This is a genomic window from Mycobacterium sp. NGS26, from assembly GCF_059813025.1.
Genome location: NZ_JCALDU010000008.1, coordinates 97433 through 113300, shown reverse-complemented (window position 1 = coordinate 113300; position 15868 = coordinate 97433). Strand labels below are relative to the sequence as shown.

The 15868-nt window shown below is 69.8% G+C and carries 17 protein-coding genes; 7 read left to right on the top strand and 10 right to left on the bottom strand.

The window, feature by feature from the left end; genetic code table 11:
• Window positions 1–82 precede the first annotated feature (82 nt).
• Window positions 83–556 carry a VOC family protein gene (locus tag AC5Y6X_RS23235; RefSeq protein WP_499989499.1) on the top strand — a complete coding sequence of 158 codons (474 nt, stop codon included), beginning with the start codon at window positions 83–85 and terminating at the stop codon, window positions 554–556.
• Window positions 547–1986, top strand: coding sequence for a flavin-containing monooxygenase (locus tag AC5Y6X_RS23230; protein ID WP_499989498.1), 1440 nt, complete (start codon window positions 547–549; stop codon window positions 1984–1986). The genes AC5Y6X_RS23235 and AC5Y6X_RS23230 overlap by 10 nt, the downstream gene beginning before the upstream one ends.
• Before the next feature lie 76 nt (window positions 1987–2062).
• On the opposite strand, the gene AC5Y6X_RS23225 is transcribed toward AC5Y6X_RS23230, so the two are convergent.
• Window positions 2063–2560, bottom strand: a complete 498-nt coding sequence (locus tag AC5Y6X_RS23225; protein WP_324681771.1) for a cupin domain-containing protein — start codon at window positions 2558–2560, stop codon at window positions 2063–2065.
• Window positions 2561–2591: 31 nt separating this feature from the next.
• On the opposite strand from AC5Y6X_RS23225, the gene AC5Y6X_RS23220 reads away from it, so the two are divergent.
• The 3 genes from AC5Y6X_RS23220 to AC5Y6X_RS23210 all read left to right on the top strand — a co-directional run bounded on the left by AC5Y6X_RS23220 (window position 2592) and on the right by AC5Y6X_RS23210 (window position 6110).
• A complete protein-coding gene (locus AC5Y6X_RS23220; protein WP_499989497.1) occupies window positions 2592–3284 on the top strand; it encodes a M24 family metallopeptidase in 693 nt (230 codons plus the stop codon).
• Between the two features lie 178 nt (window positions 3285–3462).
• A complete protein-coding gene (gene groL, locus AC5Y6X_RS23215) occupies window positions 3463–5088 on the top strand; it encodes a chaperonin GroEL (protein ID WP_324681774.1) in 1626 nt (541 codons plus the stop codon).
• Window positions 5089–5243: 155 nt separating this feature from the next.
• Window positions 5244–6110, top strand: a complete 867-nt coding sequence (locus tag AC5Y6X_RS23210; protein ID WP_499989496.1) for a DUF559 domain-containing protein — start codon at window positions 5244–5246, stop codon at window positions 6108–6110.
• 33 nt (window positions 6111–6143) lie between these two features.
• Here the strand turns inward: AC5Y6X_RS23210 and AC5Y6X_RS23205 are convergent, their stop codons facing one another.
• From AC5Y6X_RS23205 to AC5Y6X_RS23195, 3 genes are read right to left on the bottom strand one after another with little or no spacing between them, the layout of a single operon-like run.
• A complete protein-coding gene (locus AC5Y6X_RS23205) occupies window positions 6144–6545 on the bottom strand; it encodes a pyridoxamine 5'-phosphate oxidase family protein (RefSeq protein ID WP_499989495.1) in 402 nt (133 codons plus the stop codon).
• 23 nt (window positions 6546–6568) lie between these two features.
• The gene (locus AC5Y6X_RS23200; protein WP_499989494.1) at window positions 6569–7348 is read right to left on the bottom strand and encodes a PPE family protein; all 780 of its coding nucleotides are present in this window, start codon (window positions 7346–7348) and stop codon (window positions 6569–6571) included.
• Between the two features lie 38 nt (window positions 7349–7386).
• Window positions 7387–9129 (bottom strand): N-acyl-D-amino-acid deacylase family protein, encoded by a 1743-nt coding sequence (locus AC5Y6X_RS23195; protein WP_499989493.1) that lies wholly within the window; start codon window positions 9127–9129, stop codon window positions 7387–7389.
• Between the two features lie 47 nt (window positions 9130–9176).
• Here AC5Y6X_RS23195 and AC5Y6X_RS23190 point away from each other — a divergent pair, with 47 nt between their 5' ends.
• Both AC5Y6X_RS23190 and AC5Y6X_RS23185 read left to right on the top strand, forming a co-directional pair.
• Window positions 9177–9548 (top strand): VOC family protein, encoded by a 372-nt coding sequence (locus AC5Y6X_RS23190; RefSeq protein WP_499989492.1) that lies wholly within the window; start codon window positions 9177–9179, stop codon window positions 9546–9548.
• Window positions 9549–9558: 10 nt separating this feature from the next.
• Complete coding sequence (locus AC5Y6X_RS23185) at window positions 9559–10083, top strand: mycothiol transferase (RefSeq protein WP_499989491.1); 525 nt, start codon at window positions 9559–9561, stop codon at window positions 10081–10083.
• A gap of 84 nt (window positions 10084–10167) precedes the next feature.
• On the opposite strand, the gene AC5Y6X_RS23180 is transcribed toward AC5Y6X_RS23185, so the two are convergent.
• Genes AC5Y6X_RS23180 through AC5Y6X_RS23155 form a run of 6 tightly spaced genes read right to left on the bottom strand, consistent with a single transcriptional unit; the run spans window position 10168 to window position 15481 of the window.
• Window positions 10168–10866, bottom strand: coding sequence for an anti-sigma factor (locus AC5Y6X_RS23180; RefSeq protein ID WP_499989490.1), 699 nt, complete (start codon window positions 10864–10866; stop codon window positions 10168–10170).
• Entirely contained in the window at window positions 10863–11408 is a 546-nt protein-coding gene (locus AC5Y6X_RS23175) for a sigma-70 family RNA polymerase sigma factor (protein ID WP_499989489.1), read from the bottom strand. Before AC5Y6X_RS23175 ends, AC5Y6X_RS23180 begins: the two co-directional genes overlap by 4 nt.
• An 11-nt stretch (window positions 11409–11419) precedes the next feature.
• On the bottom strand, window positions 11420–12226 hold the full coding sequence (locus tag AC5Y6X_RS23170) for a DUF1295 domain-containing protein (protein ID WP_499989488.1): 807 nt from the start codon (window positions 12224–12226) through the stop codon (window positions 11420–11422).
• Window positions 12223–13494: a class I SAM-dependent methyltransferase gene (locus AC5Y6X_RS23165; protein WP_499989487.1), complete on the bottom strand. Its 1272-nt coding sequence runs from the start codon at window positions 13492–13494 to the stop codon at window positions 12223–12225. The genes AC5Y6X_RS23170 and AC5Y6X_RS23165 overlap by 4 nt, the downstream gene beginning before the upstream one ends.
• Window positions 13491–14189, bottom strand: a complete 699-nt coding sequence (locus AC5Y6X_RS23160) for a DUF1365 domain-containing protein (RefSeq protein ID WP_499989486.1) — start codon at window positions 14187–14189, stop codon at window positions 13491–13493. The genes AC5Y6X_RS23165 and AC5Y6X_RS23160 overlap by 4 nt, the downstream gene beginning before the upstream one ends.
• Window positions 14183–15481 carry an NAD(P)/FAD-dependent oxidoreductase gene (locus AC5Y6X_RS23155; protein ID WP_499989485.1) on the bottom strand — a complete coding sequence of 433 codons (1299 nt, stop codon included), beginning with the start codon at window positions 15479–15481 and terminating at the stop codon, window positions 14183–14185. Before AC5Y6X_RS23155 ends, AC5Y6X_RS23160 begins: the two co-directional genes overlap by 7 nt.
• Window positions 15482–15868 lie beyond the last annotated feature (387 nt).

The following is a 15868-nucleotide window of genomic DNA, read 5'->3' as shown; positions in this document are numbered from 1 at the left end:
GCCATGGCCCAAAACATACCGAGCCGGAATTCGGCGCCGCCGCGCGGCGATGGGCGACGACGGGCGACGTAAAGTCGAGAACGTGATTACCGGGTTGGCCCACACCGGCGTGTGCGTTCCCGACTGCGAGGCCGCGGTGGCGTTCTACCGAGATGTGTTGGGCCTGCGTGTGCTTTCGCCGCCGTACGTGATGGCCGGTAACGCCATTCGCGACGACATGGGCGAGCTGGTGGCAGACCCCACGATGAAGGCGGCCATCGTCGGGTTCGACGACGGCAGCGACCGCGTCCTGGAGGTGATCGAATACCTCAACGTCGAGGGCTCGGGCCGGCGGGCGGCCCTCACCGAACACGGGCTCTCGCATGTCGGGCTGATCTGTGAGGACATCGACGCCACGCGAGCCGAGCTGGAGCGCAAGGGCGTGCGCTTTCTGGTCGGCGGGATCGCCGACGTCGCGCGGGTCCGCACCACCTGGTTCGCCGACCCGTGGGGAGTGGTGTTCATCCTCGTGGAGAAGACCCGGCCCGGCCGACCCTATTTCGCGCAATGGGAGTGAACCGGACCGTCGGCGTCATCGGCGCGGGCGCCGGCGGCATCGCGATGGGCATCCAACTCGCAAGCGCCGGTTACGAATTCACGATCTTCGACCGCGCCGACGGGTTCGGCGGCACCTGGCGCCACAACACCTTTCCCGGCGCGGCCTGCGACGTCCCGTCGCACCTGTACTCCTATTCGTTCGCACCCAACCCGCGCTGGAGCAAGACCTACGCCAACCAGCCCGAGATCCTGGCGTACCTGGAAAGGGTGGCCGCCGAGCACGGGCTGGGCCCTCACCTGCGGCCCCACACCACGATCGCCGCGGCGCGCTGGTCGGACACCCACAAGCGCTGGACGCTGAGCACCGGCGACGGCGAGCAGCACCACTTCGACGTGGTGGTGAGCGCCGTCGGGATGCTCGACGTGCCCTACATCCCGGATATCCCCGGGGCGCAACGGTTTCGGGGCCGGCGGTTCCATTCGGCGCGCTGGGATCACAGCAAGTCGACGGACGGGGAGCGGGTCGCCTCCATCGGGACCGGGGCCAGCGCGGTGCAATACGTGCCCGCGATCGCGCCAAAGACGGCCCACCTCACGGTGTTTCAGCGCACCCCGATCTGGATCGCCCCGCGGTTCGACTTCCCGTTCACCCCCGAGCAGCACGAGGAGTTCGAACGCCACCCCGAGATTGCGCGAAAGCTGCGCGACGAGGCGTTCGACGCCTACGAGTCGTCCAGCTTCGACGTCGACGCCGCGCAGACCCGCGAGGCCACCGAGCTCGCCCGCAGCTACCTGGCGCGCAAGGTGGCCGACCCCGAGCTGCGGGCCAAGCTGACGCCGGACTACCCGGCCGGCTGCAAGCGCCCGGTGATGTCGCGCGACTGGTACCCGACGTTCGCGCTGCCGAACGTCAGCCTGGAGACCACCGCCATCGCCGAGCTGACCGAGCGCGGGGTGCGCACGGTCGACGGCGTCGAACACCGCGTGGACACCGTCATCTACGGCACCGGGTTCAAGGCCGCCGACTACCTGTCCAGCATCGACGTGTACGGCACCGGCGGCCGCCATCTCCGCGAGGAGTGGCGCGACGGCGCGGAGGGCTACCTGGGCACGCTGATCGCCGGGTATCCGAACTTCTTCACGCTCTACGGCCCGAACACCAACGGGGTCAACTCGATCCTGTACATCCACGAGGCGCAGACCACGTTCATCCGCCACATCCTCGAGGTGATGGACGGCCGCGGCGCGCGCACCGTCGAGGTCACGCCCGAGGCGCAGCGCCGCTACAACGACGAGATCCAATCGGCCATGCAGGGCAAGGTGTGGCTGGCGTGCACCAACTACTTCCGGCATCCCAGCGGCAAGGTCGTCACCCAGCTGCCCTACAGCGGCCGCACCTTCTTCGAACGCACGCGCGCGATGATCCCCGGCGACTACCGCCTGAGCTGAGACCGCGAGCAGACGCAAAGGCACCCATTTCGTGCCGAAATGAGGTGCCTTTGCGTCTGCTCGCGAGGGAACCGGACTACTGGATCCAGTAGTTGTCGTGGCGGACGAACCACTCCCGGCGTTCGTCGTCGGTCATGTCGGCCAGCGCGGCGAAGCCCTCGAAGTAGGCCTCGCGCGGCGCGCCGGGGGCGAACAGCATCAGGATCGACGCGGCGTCGTCGGCCTCGTTGCGGAAACCGTGCACGCCGCCCGGCGGGACGTAGAGGAAGTCGCCCTGGTGGCCGTCGACCCAGTCGGTGCCGTCGTAGAGCTTCATCGTCCCGGAGAGCACGAAGAACGCCTCGGACATGGCGCGGTGAAAGTGCGGCCCCGGGCCGCCGCCGCGGGGGCTGATGTCGACGCGGTACAGGCCGTAGTCGCCGTCGGTGGCCTTTTGGTCGGCCAGATAGTGGTAACTCACCCCGATGGGCGATTGATAGTCCGGCGGCTCGTCGGCTCGCTTGAGCCAGGCACTGAGCTCCGGCTCGTCCTTGGTGTAGCGGGGCGGCGGGTACGGCGGCACGACGAGGGACATGGTTTCCAGCCTGCCAGTTAGCATCGCGTGCGTGCAGCCCCCCGAAGACGTTCGCGTGCAACGGCTCCTCGACGCCCAGGGCAAGGCGGCGCGACTGTTCGACGAGATCGAGCGGCGGGCCATGATCCGTCCCGGGGTCGGGGAGCGGGAGCTGTCCGACGAGATCCACGACCTGGCCGGCGAGATGTTCGGCGTGACCCGGCACTGGCACCGGCGCATCGTGCGGGCCGGGCAGAACACGCTGCAGCCGTTCCGGGAGCGCCCGCCGGATCGGGTGATCGCCGCCGACGACGTCGTCTTCCTCGACCTGGGGCCGGTCTTCGAGGAGTGGGAGGCCGATTTCGGGCGGACGTTCGTCCTCGGCGACGACCCGCACAAGGCGGCCATTCGCGATGCGCTGCCCCGGGTTTGGGAGGCCGGCCGCGAGCACTTCGCGAGCCACCCCGAGATCACCGGCGCCGAGTTGTTCGACCACGCCGTCGGGGCGGCCCGCGCCGAGGGCTTCGAGTGGGGCAGCCCCATCGCCGGGCACCTGATCGGCGAGTTCGCGCACAAGAAGATCGCCGGCCCCGGCGTCGAGTGGTACATCATGCCCGGGTCGACCAAACCGATGCGCCGCACGGATCCCCGCGGCCGCGCCTGCCATTGGATTCTCGAGATCCACCTCGTCGACCGCCGGCGCGGCTTCGGTGGCTTCTACGAACAGCTGCTCGACCTGCCCTGAACCGGGGGCACCTTCTTGCACTCTCCATAGGCGAGTGCTAAGAATGACGTTGGCACTCGCGACCGGTGAGTGCTAGGTCGGGACGGTGAGACCAGGCCCAACGACAGCCCGGTCGTCCGTCGCGGGCACTGCACCCGGCCAGGACGTGTCATCCCCAATCCGGAGGAATCACTTCGCAATGGCCAAGACAATTGCGTACGACGAAGAGGCCCGTCGCGGCCTCGAGCGGGGCCTGAACAGCCTTGCCGACGCGGTAAAGGTGACGTTGGGCCCCAAGGGCCGCAACGTCGTCCTCGAGAAAAAGTGGGGTGCCCCCACGATCACCAACGATGGCGTGTCCATCGCCAAGGAGATCGAGCTGGAGGACCCGTACGAGAAGATCGGCGCCGAGCTGGTCAAGGAGGTCGCCAAGAAGACCGACGACGTCGCCGGTGACGGCACGACGACGGCCACGGTGCTGGCCCAGGCGCTGGTCAAGGAGGGCCTGCGCAACGTCGCGGCGGGCGCCAACCCGCTGGGTCTGAAGCGCGGCATCGAGAAGGCGGTCGAGAAGATCACCGAGACGCTGCTCAAGACGGCCAAGGAGGTCGAGACCAAGGAGCAGATCGCTGCCACCGCGGCCATCTCCGCGGGCGACCAGTCGATCGGCGACCTGATCGCCGAGGCGATGGACAAGGTCGGCAACGAGGGCGTCATCACCGTCGAGGAGTCCAACACCTTCGGCCTGCAGCTCGAGCTGACCGAGGGCATGCGGTTCGACAAGGGCTACATCTCGGGCTACTTCGTCACCGACGCCGAGCGTCAGGAGGCCGTGCTCGAGGAGCCCTACATCCTGCTGGTCAGCTCCAAGGTGTCGACGGTCAAGGACCTGCTTCCGCTGCTGGAGAAGGTCATCCAGGCCGGCAAGCCGCTGCTGATCATCGCCGAGGACGTCGAGGGCGAGGCTCTCTCCACCCTGGTCGTCAACAAGATCCGCGGCACCTTCAAGTCGGTGGCGGTCAAGGCCCCCGGCTTCGGTGACCGCCGCAAGGCGATGCTGCAGGACATGGCGATCCTCACCGGTGGCCAGGTGATCAGCGAGGAGGTCGGCCTGACGCTGGAGAACGCCGACATCTCGCTGCTGGGCAAGGCCCGCAAGGTCGTCGTCACCAAGGACGAGACCACCATCGTCGAGGGCGCCGGCGACTCCGACGCCATCGCCGGCCGGGTGGCCCAGATCCGCCAGGAGATCGAGAACAGCGACTCCGACTACGACCGCGAGAAGCTGCAGGAGCGCCTGGCCAAGCTGGCCGGCGGTGTTGCGGTGATCAAGGCCGGCGCGGCCACCGAGGTCGAGCTCAAGGAGCGCAAGCACCGCATCGAGGACGCGGTCCGCAACGCCAAGGCCGCCGTCGAGGAGGGCATCGTCGCCGGTGGTGGCGTGACCCTGCTGCAGGCGGCCCCGGTCCTCGAGGAGCTCAAGCTCTCCGGCGACGAGGCCACCGGCGCCAACATCGTCAAGGTGGCGCTGGAGGCTCCGCTGAAGCAGATCGCCTTCAACTCCGGGCTGGAGCCGGGCGTGGTGGCCGAGAAGGTGCGCAACCTTCCGGCGGGCCAGGGCCTGAACGCGGCCACCGGGGAGTACGAGGACCTGCTGAAGGCCGGCGTTGCCGACCCGGTCAAGGTGACCCGCTCGGCGCTGCAGAACGCGGCGTCCATCGCGGGGCTGTTCCTGACGACCGAGGCCGTCGTCGCCGACAAGCCGGAGAAGGCGGCCGCTCCGGCGGGCGACCCGACCGGCGGCATGGGCGGCATGGACTTCTAGGTCCCAGTCAGCGAAAGAGCCCGGCTCCCGTTGGGGGGCCGGGCTTTTTCGTATGCGCGGAGCGTGTGGGATATGGATGTCCACACATCGAAATTCGTCCACAGACCCCACGGTCGGCGCACACGCCGCGAAGGCGTGGCGGCGAATATGCCGGCATGGAGCCATTTCTCGGCAGCGAAGCGCTCAAGCGTGGTGTCGTCACCCGGAATCAATTGCGCACCCGCTATCGAGCGGTATACCGCGACGTGTACATCCGCAAGGACGCGGAGCTGACAGCAGCCGTAAGAGCCCGAGCGGCTTGGCTATCCACCGGCGCGACATTGGCCGGGTTATCTGCCGCCGCGGTACTCGGCACGAAATGGCTTGACGGGTCCGCGCCCGCGGAGATCGTGCGCGGTGATCGGCACGGTCAGCGAGGCATTGTTGTCCACAGCTACGAGCTGGCCGATGGCGAGGTGCACAGGGTCCGGGGAATGCGCGTGACGACCGCGGCCCGTACGGCTTTCGACATCGGTTGCGGCCTCCCCGCCGCCAAGGCGGTGCCGATCCTCGATGCGTTGCTCAATGCGACGGGCATCAAACCCGCCGACGTCGCCGCTGTGGCCGACCGCCATCCCGGAACCCGTGGTATCCGGCGGTTGCGAGCCGCGCTGGAGTTGGTCGACGGCGGCGCGGAGTCGCCGCAGGAGACCAGAGTGCGGCTGCTACTGGTAGGCGCTGGATTGCCGAGGCCGGAGACGCAGATCGAGTTTCGTAACCTGCACAGGCGACGGATCCGGGTCGACATGGGGTGGCGCGAGTGGAAGGTCGCCGTCGAATACGACGGGATCCAGCATTGGGATGACCCTTATCAGCGGTCCTGGGACATCGAGCGAATCGCACTGCTGGAAGCGGCCGGCTGGGCCGTGATCAGAGTCAGCGCCGAGATGTTGTCGCGGCCGAGCGCGATCGTTGAGCGCGTCAAAACCAGGCTGCGCGAGCGTGGGGCCTATGGACGAATTCAAGGCGTTCCCCGTACTTAGGGCCCACGCTCGGCGCCGCGCCGCGCCACGGCGTCAGGCCGGGAGCGAGAACACCACGCAATCGTGCAGGCAGCCCTTGGCCGCCGCGGGCGAGCCGGCGTCCGCCTCGCGGTGCAGCAGCGCCCGGGTGGGCACGACATCTAACCGAACCGCCTCATCGCCAGCGTCGGTCACCTCGGCTGTGCCGTCGACGATCAGCGAGTAGCCGCCCGGCTCGGGCGGCGGCCACAGCAGCGTGACGTCGCTGCGCCGGGCGAGGTTGTCCCGGGTGCGGCCGCCGATCAGGCCGACGTCCAGGGTCGCCTCGCGCAGCTGCGGCTCCACCGTCACGGTGTGCGCGCGGTAGTCGTCGTCGACGGTGATCAGATACGCGAACGGGTAGTCCGGGAGGGCGGCGGCGAGCCGTTCGAAGTCCACCCTCTTCTTCGTGCGCATGCCCTCGAGGATAGGCGCGTCGGTCAGGGCCGGTTGAGCAGGCCGGGGCCGGTCACGCCCGAGTTGAAGCCGGTGCTCGCGGTGGCCGAGTTGAGCAGCGCCGAGCCGACGTTCGAGCTCACGCCGCCCGTGACGTAATGGCCGGAATTGAGAGGGCCGACGTTGCCGGCGTCGGCGGGTGCGGCGGCGGCGACGCTCTGCCCGACGCTGTTGCCGATGGCCTGCGTGCCGGCGGGCAGGGCCGAAGCGGGCCGGCCGGGGCCGAGGTCGAGTTTCGGCAGGACCTGATGCCAGGGCTCCAACTTCGCCACCGCGGCCGATGCGTCGGCGTGGTAGCCCGACATCGCCACCACGTCGGCCGCCCACATCTGCTCGTACGCGGCCTCGATATCGGCGATGGCCGGGGCGTTCTGCCCCAGATGATTCCCCGACGCCAGCGCCTGCACCAGGGCGCGGTTGGCCGCCACCACCCCGGGCTGGACGGTGGCCTCCAGCGCGGTCTCGAACGCGTCCGCGATGGCCGCCGCCTGGGTGGAGGCCGCCTCCGCCTGGGCGGCGGCCGCGGACAGCCAGTTCACGTACTGGGTCGCGACGGCCATCATCGCCGCCGCCGACGCGCCCTGCCACGCCCCGTTGGCCAGGTCCGATGTCACCGAAAAGAACGAGGATGCTGACGACGCCAGATCCTCGGCCAGCCCGTCCCACGCCTTCGCCGCAGCAAGCAGCGGCGCCGCTCCCGGACCGGCGAAAATGAGTGCCGAGTTGATTTCGGGCGGCAACCGCGCATAATGCGGGCTCGTCACCAACCAAAGTTAACCGGGACAAGCCGCTCTTCGTGGCGTTATCGACTAGGTACCGGGGATGGTTTGCGGCCGCGGACCAACTTGCCGGGTCGCGCGGCGGTGGGAACGCCGCCCTCGGCGATCACCTCGCCGGACACGATCGTCGCGACGTACCCGTCGGCGGTCTGGTCCAGGCGACGTCCCCCGGCGGGCAGGTCGTAGGTGATCACGGGCTTGTGCAGGCGCAGCGCGGCGTGGTCGATGACGTTGAGGTCGGCCTTGTATCCGACGCCGATGCGGCCGCGGTCGCCCAGCCCGGCGATGCGGGCCGGCACGGACGTGAGCTCGCGGACGGCCTCGGGCACGGTGAACCGGCCGGCCTTGCGATCGCGCGCCCAGTGCGCCAGGAAGTACGTCGTGTAGCTGGCGTCGCAGATCATGCCGTAGTGCGCGCCGCCGTCGCCGAGGCCCAGCACCACGTCGTCGCGGTGCAGCAGCCGCCCGACGGTGTCCAGCGAGTTGCCCTCCAGGTTGCTGGTGGCGACCAGCAGCATGGCGCGGCCGTCGTCGTCGAGCAGCCGGTCGTAGGCCTCCTCCATCGGGTCCACCCCGCGGGCCCGGGCGCGGGCCCCGATGCTGGTCGACGGGTCGGGCTCGTAGATGGGCTCGTCGCCCAGCGGGAAGATCCAGTCCCACATCTGCGCGACGTACAGGATCGGGTGACCCTGCCCGGGCTTGTCGGCCAGGATGCGGGCCCGGACCTCCGGCTTGCGCATCTCGGCGACGCGCTCGGCCAGTGGCAGGTGCGCGATCTCGCGGTAGCTGGGGTAGAGCACGAACGGGTTGGCGGACAGCTGCAGCCCGATGATCAGCCCGATGGGCCGCGGCAGCAGCTGCGCGGTGACCTGGGGGTCGCCGGTGCCCGCCCGCGAATTCGCCTTCTCGATCATGGTGATGGCCTCCGGCCACGTCGGGTTGCCGGCGTTGGCGACGACGAGCGTGAAGGTCAGCGGCAGCCCGACGTCCTCGGCGACGTCGAAGACCGTCTGCAACACCGGCTCGTAGCCACCGGAGGGAATGTCGGGCACGAACTGCAGCAGGCCACCGCCGCCGTCCACCACACCCCGGGCGATCTCCTCGATCTCCTCGCGGGCGGCCTCGTAGCTCGGGATCGGCGAACCGCTCTCGGTCTTGTGGATCGTCAGCCGCGACGACGCGAAGCCCAGCGCGCCGGCCTCGACGGCCTCCTTGGCCAGCGCCCGCATCTTGGCAAGGTCCTCGGCGGTGGCCGGCTCGCGGTTCGCGCCGCGCTGACCCATCACGTAGACCCGCAGCGGGGAGTGCGGCAGGTAGGCGGCGACGTCGATGTCACGCTTGCCCGCGTCCAGCGCGTCCAGGTATTCGGGGAAGGTCTCCCAGGTCCACGGCAGGCCGTCGGTCATGACGACGCCGGGAATGTCCTCGACGCCGGCCATCACGTCGACGAGCACGTCGTGGTCCTCCTGCCGGCACGGCGCGAAGCCGACCCCGCAGTTGCCCATCACCACCGTCGTCACCCCGTGCGCCGACGACGGGGTCAGCCGCTCCGACCAGATGGACTGGCCGTCGTAGTGGGTGTGCAGGTCGACGAAGCCCGGCGTGACCAGCAGCCCGGTCGCGTCGATCTCGCGCGCGGCGCCGTCGCCGTTCACGGAACCCACCGCCGCGATCACGCCGTCGCGCACCGCGACGTCGCCGACGTACGGCTCGCCGCCCAGCCCGTCGACAATGGTGCCATTGCGGATGATCAGGTCGTAGGTCATCTAAATAATCTACGACCGCGCCGGTGCGTCGTGCCAGGATCTCTTCCGTGATCGACCACATCGGAATCAACTGCGCCGACTACGCAAAATCGCAGGAGTTCTACGACACGGTCCTGGCCACGCTGGGCTTTTCGCGGCAGATGGACGTCGGTCCGGCCATCGGGTACGGGCGCGACGGCAAGCCGACATTTTGGATCGCGGATGGGGCCGGGATGGGGTCCAATCGGGAGGTCCACGTCGCCTTCGAGGCCGGCGACGAGAACGCCGTGCGCGCCTTCTATCGGGCGGCCGTGGAATGCGGCGCCGAGTCGTTGCACGAGCCGCGGCTGTGGCCCGAGTACCACCCGGGTTACTTCGGCGCGTTCGTGCGCGACCCGGACGGCAACAACGTCGAGGCGGTCTGGCACGGCGGTCCGTAATGTCGCGGGTATGCCAAACACCTCCAGCACCGACGCCGCCGCCCAGGAGTTGCTTCGCGACGCGTTCACCCGCTTGATCGAACACGTCGACGATCTGACCGACGGGTTGACCGACGAGCTGTCCGCTTACCGGCCCACCCCGGACGCCAACAGCATCGCCTGGCTGATCTGGCACAGCGCCCGGGTGCAGGACATTCAGCTGGCCGATGTGGCCGGGGTCGAGCAGGTGTGGACCCGCGACGGCTGGGTGGACAGGTTCGGGCTCGACCTGCCCCGCAACGACACCGGCTACGGCCACGGCCCCGACGAGGTCGCGAAGGTCCGGGCGCCCGCCGACCTGCTCTCCGGCTACTACCACGAGGTACACAAGCTGACGCTGTCCTACGTCGCCGGCGTGACCGCCGCCGAGCTGTCCCGCGTCGTCGACACCAACTGGGATCCGCCGGTGACCGCCAGCGCGCGGCTGGTGAGCATCGTCGACGACTGCGCCCAGCACCTCGGGCAGGCGGCCTACGTCCGAGGGATCGCGCAGTAGCGAGCGCGCTCATTTGTACGCCGACACGCCGTCCACGCCGGCATTTTGAGGACGCTCGGCAAGTGAATTGTGGCGCGGCAAGGCCTAACTCAGGGGCAGCTCGGCCAGTATCGGGGTGGTCGGCTGCGGCGACCCGGTGCCGGGTTCGACGGTGAACGCCAGCGCCGTCGACGACCCGAGGTTGGTCAGCGTCGCCTTCGTCGACGGCGACACGGCGGCCGCGCCCATCGTCCCCGCCGACGCCGGACCGTTGGCCGAGATCAACCACATCTGATAGACGGTGCCGGGGGACGGCGGCGGCACGTTGTTCATCACCAGCACGCCGGCGTTGCGGTCGCGGGAGAACATCACCGTGGCCGTCCCGTTGGCGAGCGGGCGCGAGACCGTCCGCACGTCCGGGGCCGCCAGGACCTGTTCGGCGACCGTCGACGGCGCCGGCGGCCGCATCAGCACCCCGATGCCGAACGCGGCGGCACCGACCACGACGGCCGCCGCCGCGGACACCAAAGCGGCTGCCCGCCAACTCAATTGGCGCCAGTCGCGGGCCTTCACCGCCCCCAGCGTGGCGGCGCGCAGGCGCGCCGGCGGTTCGGCGGCGGTCGCCGCGGAGACGACGGCCATCGTCTCGCGGGCGGCGCGGACCTCGTCGGCGAACGCGGCGGCCACCGGCGACGGCGCGGCCGCCACCCGCCGCTCGACGTCGGCGCGCTCCTCGTCCGACATGGCGTGCAGCGCGTACGGCGCGGCCAGCTCGAGCAGTTCGAAATCGGTCGGGTCGGTCATGACACGTCCAGACAGTTGCGCAGGCCGCGCAGCGCGTCGCGGATGCGCGACTTGATCGTCGACAAGTTGGCGGCCAGCCGCTGCGACACCTCGGTGTACGTCAGGCCGCCGTAGTAGGCCAGCTCGATGCACTGCCGCTGCGCATCGGTCAGCGCCTCCAGGCATTCGGTCACCCGGCGACGTTCGTCGTCGGCGATCGCGGAGTCGGCGACGACATCGGCGGCCGGATCGACATTGGCTGCGCCATAACGTGATTCCCGACGGCTGCCGGCCTGCTCGGCGCGCACCCGGTCGATGGCGCGCCGGTGCGCCATCGTCATCAGCCAGGCGAGCGCGGAACCCTTGGCGGGGTCGTAGTCCGACGCGGTTCGCCACACCTCGAGATAGATGTCCTGGGTGGTTTCCTCGCTGTAGCCGGCATCACGCAGCACCCGCACCACCAGTCCGAACACCCGGCCCTTGGTGAGGTCGTAGACCGCGGCGAAGGCGTCGCGGTCCCCGCGCGCGACCCGGCGCAGCAGGCCGTCCAGGTCGTTGCTCATCGACGGGTAGCCTATCGCCCATCATCGACCGATCTGGGTGGTCGAGGGAAGAAAAATGCCGTCCGTTGCCGGTATTCGTCGAAGCCCGGACGGCCGGCCATCAACTTCTCGGTGAGCCGGGCGCCGGTGACGAACACCAGGAAGTAGGTCATGAGCAGCGGCGAGCCGACGGTGGCCAGCGACACCCAGCCGTTGATGGTGATCAGCCACAGCCCCCACCAGACCGTGGCGTCGCCGAAGTAGTTGGGGTGGCGCGTCCAGGCCCACAGGCCGCGGTCCATCACCACCCCGCGGTTGGCCGGGTCGGACTTGAAGACCCTCAACTGCCGGTCGCCGACCGCCTCGAAGGTCACGCCGACCGCCCACACGGCCACGCCCAGCACCGTGACGGCCGCCAGCGGCCCCGGGGTGGGACCGGTCACCGCCGACAGCTGCAGCGGGAACGAGACGAACCACGTGATGAGGGCTTGCAGCACAAAGACTTTGCGGATGACGCCGAACAGCGTCGCGCCCCGCAGCAGGGCGGCGTAGCGCGGATCCTCCCCCTTGCCCGCGGTCTTGCGCTGGATGTGCCAGCTCAGCCGCAGACCCCAGATCGTCACCAGCGCCAGCAGCAGCCAGCGCCGGGGCGCGTCGCCGCGCCCCAGAGTCGCCGCGGCGGCGGCGACGGCCACGAAGCCCACGCCCCAGGCGACGTCGACGACGTTGTAGCGGCCGACCCGCTGGCCGATGGCGAACGTGACCGAGTGCACCACCGCGAGGGCCAACACCGAGGCGCCGGACACTTGGAGGAGGTTGGTCAGCTGAGCTGGATTCATTGGCGGCCCTCGCGTGCGAACGTCCACTGGTAGACGTCAAGATAGCCCGACCGGAGCCCGGCCTCCGAGTACGCCAGGTACAGCTCCCACATCCGGGCGAACACCTCGTCGAAGCCCAACCGCGCCAACCCATCCCGGTGCCGCGCGAACCGCTCCCGCCACAGCCGCAGTGTTTCGGCGTAGTGCGGGCGCAGCGACGTTATGTCGACGGTGTGTAAACCGGTGTGCCGCCGGGTGATGTGGGAAATGGCGCGGGTCGAGGGGAGCAGGCCGCCGGGGAAGATGTACTTCTGAATCCAGGTGTGGGTGTTGCGGGTGGCCAGCATCCGGTCGTGGTCCATGGTGATGGCCTGGATCGCCACCCGGCCGCCGGGGCGCACCAGTTGTTCGAGCGTGGCGAAGTACCGCGGCCAGGCGTGGTATCCCACCGCCTCGACCATCTCGACCGAGACCACGGCGTCATAACACCCGTCGATGTCGCGGTAGTCGCACAGATCGATCCGCACGGCGTCGGACAGCCCCGCCGCGGCGACGCGACGCCGAGCCAGGCGCTGCTGCTCGGCCGACAGGGTCACTGAACGGACGCGCGCCCCGCGGGCGCCCGCGCGGAGGCACAGCTCGCCCCACCCGGTGCCGATCTCGAGAACCCGGCTGCCGGGCCCCACCTCGGCCGCATCGAGCAGCCGGTCGATTTTGCGGCGTTGCGCGGCGGCGAGATCGCCCGGGGCGGCGGGTAATTCGGCGAACAGGGCGCACGAGTAGGTCATGGTCTCGTCGAGGAACGCGGCGAACAGCTCGTTGGACAGGTCGTAGTGCGCCGCGACGTTGCGCCGCGCCCGATCCCGGCCGGTGGCCCGCCACCGCGGCCGAAACGCCGGGGCGATCGGCCGCAGCCGCTGCAACGCGCGCGGCACCAGCTCGGTCACCGAGGCGGCGAGGACCGTCAGCAGCGCGGGCAGGTCGTCCGACGACCATTCGCCGGCCATGTAGGACTCGCCGAACCCGATCAGACCGTGTCGCCCGATCCGGCGCGCCAGCGCCTCGGGTTGATGGACGATCAGGGTCGGCGCCGCCGGGTCGGCCGCGCCGACGACGGTGCGGTCGGGGTATGCCAGGCGCAGCGGCAGGCGCGCGGCCGCGCGGCGCAGCAGCCGGCCGGCGATAACCGCCGACGCCGCGGCGATCGGGCCCGACGGCACTTTCGCGACCGCCGGCCAGCGCACCGAATCGATTGCCGCCGAGGGCCTTTGGATGGTGTTCAGGCTCATCGCGGTACCACCGGAAGCCGACGTGCCCACAGCTTGATCCCCTGTATCCGGATGCGGGCGGCCACCAGCACCGGCGCCAGCGGCGAAATGAACTGCATGATCGCGACCTGTCTGGTGGTGGCCGGCCGGCGTGTGCCGCGTAGGTTTGCGAGAAACGTCGGTCGGTGGCCATGGTGCAGCGCCACGGTGATGTCGACCTCGTTGCCCGGTCGCGGCGCTTGCACCAGGTAGTAGCCGTCCACCTGGTTGAACGGCGAGACGTAAAACCGCTTGGCCGTCACCACCGGCAGGTCGGCCGGGGGCAACAGGTAAGCGTGCCGCCCGCCGTAGGTGTTGTGCACCTCGGCGACCACGTGCGTCAGCCGGCCGTCGCGGTCGTGGCACCAGAAGATGCTCAGCGGGTTGAAGACATAGCCGAAGACGCGCGCCTGCAGCAGGGCCGTGACGGGGCCGTCGGGGAGGGCCAGCCCGCGGTCGGCGAAGAAGACGGCGAGCCTCTCGCGCAGTGACCCGTGCGCCGGCTCGGCGAAGTGGTCGTCGGCGCGAAAGCGTGCGAACGGTTGCAGCCAGCGGGGCAGGCGGGGGAGGTCGTCGACGTCGACATACCAGCTGTAGCTTCGGTATTCGAACGAGTGGCGCACCGGGACCCGGCGAGTGTGGGTGATCGTGGTGCGGTAGATCGCGGGCGTCAGCACGAAGGCACCACCTCGCGCCGGGCGGCGACGGGCCAGTCCGCGCCGAGCCGGCGGGCCGCGCGCAGCCCTGACGCGGCGCCGTCCTCGTGGAATCCCCAGCCGTGGTAGGCGCCGGCGAACACCACCCGGCCGTCGTCGAGCGTGGGCAAGAGGCGTTGGGCCGCAACGGATTGCGGCGTGTACAGCGGGTGGCTGTAGGTCATCTCGGCGAGCACGGTCTGCGGCGCCACCCGGTCGTGACCGCCCAGGGTGACCAGGTAGCGGCGCCTCGTGTCGAGGCGCATCAGCCGGGTGACGTCGTAGCTGACCACCACGTGGTCCCCGCCGGGTGACACCAGATAGTTCCACGAGGCCCGCGCGCGGCGATGCCGCGGCAGCAGCGAGGCGTCGGTGTGCAGCTGGGCGCTGTTGGTGGAGTACGGAATCGCGCCCAGCACGGCGCGCTCCCGCGGGGTGGCGCCGTCGAGCAGCAGCAGCGCCTGGTCGGGGTGGACGGCGACGACCGCGGCGTCGAAGAGCCGCGCCGGGTGGCCGCCCGCCCGCACCAGCACGCCGTCGGGCACCCGTCGTAGCGAGTGCACCGGCGTCGATGCGCACACCTCGTCGAGCCGGGACGCGACGGCCCGCACGTAGGTGGCCGAACCTTCGGTGACGGTGCGCCAGGTCGGGGAGCCGAACACCGACAGCATGCCGTGATGGGCGAGGAAGACGAACAGGTAGCGGGCCGGATAGCGCAACGCGTCGTCGCCCGCGCAGGACCACACCGCCGCCACCAACGGGGTGATGAAGTAGTCGACGAAGTACGACGAGAACCGGTGCCGGCTCAGGAAGGCGTCCAGCGTCTCGAGACCGTCGGCGCCGTCGTCGCGCAGCAGCCGGGCGGCGGCGCGGTGGAAGCGGACGATCTCGGCGAGCATCGCCAGATAACGCGGCCGCAGCGACTGCCGGCACGCGAACAGGCCCGAAACCCCAAGGGCTCCAGCGTATTCGAGGCCGATGTCGTCCGCCCGCACCGACATCGACATCTCCGAGTCCTGGGTGGCCACCCCGAGTTCGGCGAACAGCCGGCACAGTGTCGGATAGGTCCGGTCGTTGTGCACCAGGAAGGCCGAGTCGACGCCGACGACCCGCCCGTCGCCGTCGTCGACGAGGTGGGTGTGTGCGTGGCCGCCGAGCCGCGCGTCGGCCTCGTACAGGGTGACGCGGTCGCGCCCGGACAGGACGTAGGCGGCCGTGAGGCCGGCCACGCCGCTGCCGATGACCGCGACCGAGCGTGCGTAGGGCTGATCCACACCCGCTATTCGGAGCCGTCGGCGCAGCGGACGGGCCGCCGACGGTGAACCAAAATACCTGCCACCTTTGCTGACCCGCATGTCGAGCTGATCGCGGGGCGCGGCGGCGCCGAATTGTTGCCCATGCTCTGATGCAGGGCGGAGGCTCCACGGATCGAGGTCGCGGTGCCTACAAGATCACGGGCATCGGAATCAGCAACACCCTGAGACGCAACCCAGCAGGTCAGCAAGTCCTTCGAGATCGAAGTGATCTGCCCTTAGCTGGCTTTGATGGTTGATCGTTTCGCTTGTCACCAAATCCATCACGCATCGAGGACAACAATGACTGAACAACCGCAGGGATCCACCGGAGCTGCAGCCCGACCACGATGCTGCCGCGCCCTAGGA

What these genes read in the sequence shown, in the direction of transcription:
- AC5Y6X_RS23230 (WP_499989498.1), top strand. Translation starts at nt 547, where the DNA reads ATGGGAGTGAACCGGACCGTCGGCGTCATCGGCGCGGGCGCCGGCGGC.
- AC5Y6X_RS23225 (WP_324681771.1), bottom strand. Translation starts at nt 2,560, where the DNA reads ATGTCCCTCGTCGTGCCGCCGTACCCGCCGCCCCGCTACACCAAGGAC.
- groL (WP_324681774.1), top strand. Translation starts at nt 3,463, where the DNA reads ATGGCCAAGACAATTGCGTACGACGAAGAGGCCCGTCGCGGCCTCGAG.
- AC5Y6X_RS23210 (WP_499989496.1), top strand. Translation starts at nt 5,244, where the DNA reads ATGGAGCCATTTCTCGGCAGCGAAGCGCTCAAGCGTGGTGTCGTCACC.
- AC5Y6X_RS23205 (WP_499989495.1), bottom strand. Translation starts at nt 6,545, where the DNA reads ATGCGCACGAAGAAGAGGGTGGACTTCGAACGGCTCGCCGCCGCCCTC.
- AC5Y6X_RS23195 (WP_499989493.1), bottom strand. Translation starts at nt 9,129, where the DNA reads ATGACCTACGACCTGATCATCCGCAATGGCACCATTGTCGACGGGCTG.
- AC5Y6X_RS23185 (WP_499989491.1), top strand. Translation starts at nt 9,559, where the DNA reads ATGCCAAACACCTCCAGCACCGACGCCGCCGCCCAGGAGTTGCTTCGC.
- AC5Y6X_RS23180 (WP_499989490.1), bottom strand. Translation starts at nt 10,866, where the DNA reads ATGACCGACCCGACCGATTTCGAACTGCTCGAGCTGGCCGCGCCGTAC.
- AC5Y6X_RS23175 (WP_499989489.1), bottom strand. Translation starts at nt 11,408, where the DNA reads ATGAGCAACGACCTGGACGGCCTGCTGCGCCGGGTCGCGCGCGGGGAC.
- AC5Y6X_RS23170 (WP_499989488.1), bottom strand. Translation starts at nt 12,226, where the DNA reads ATGAATCCAGCTCAGCTGACCAACCTCCTCCAAGTGTCCGGCGCCTCG.
- AC5Y6X_RS23165 (WP_499989487.1), bottom strand. Translation starts at nt 13,494, where the DNA reads ATGAGCCTGAACACCATCCAAAGGCCCTCGGCGGCAATCGATTCGGTG.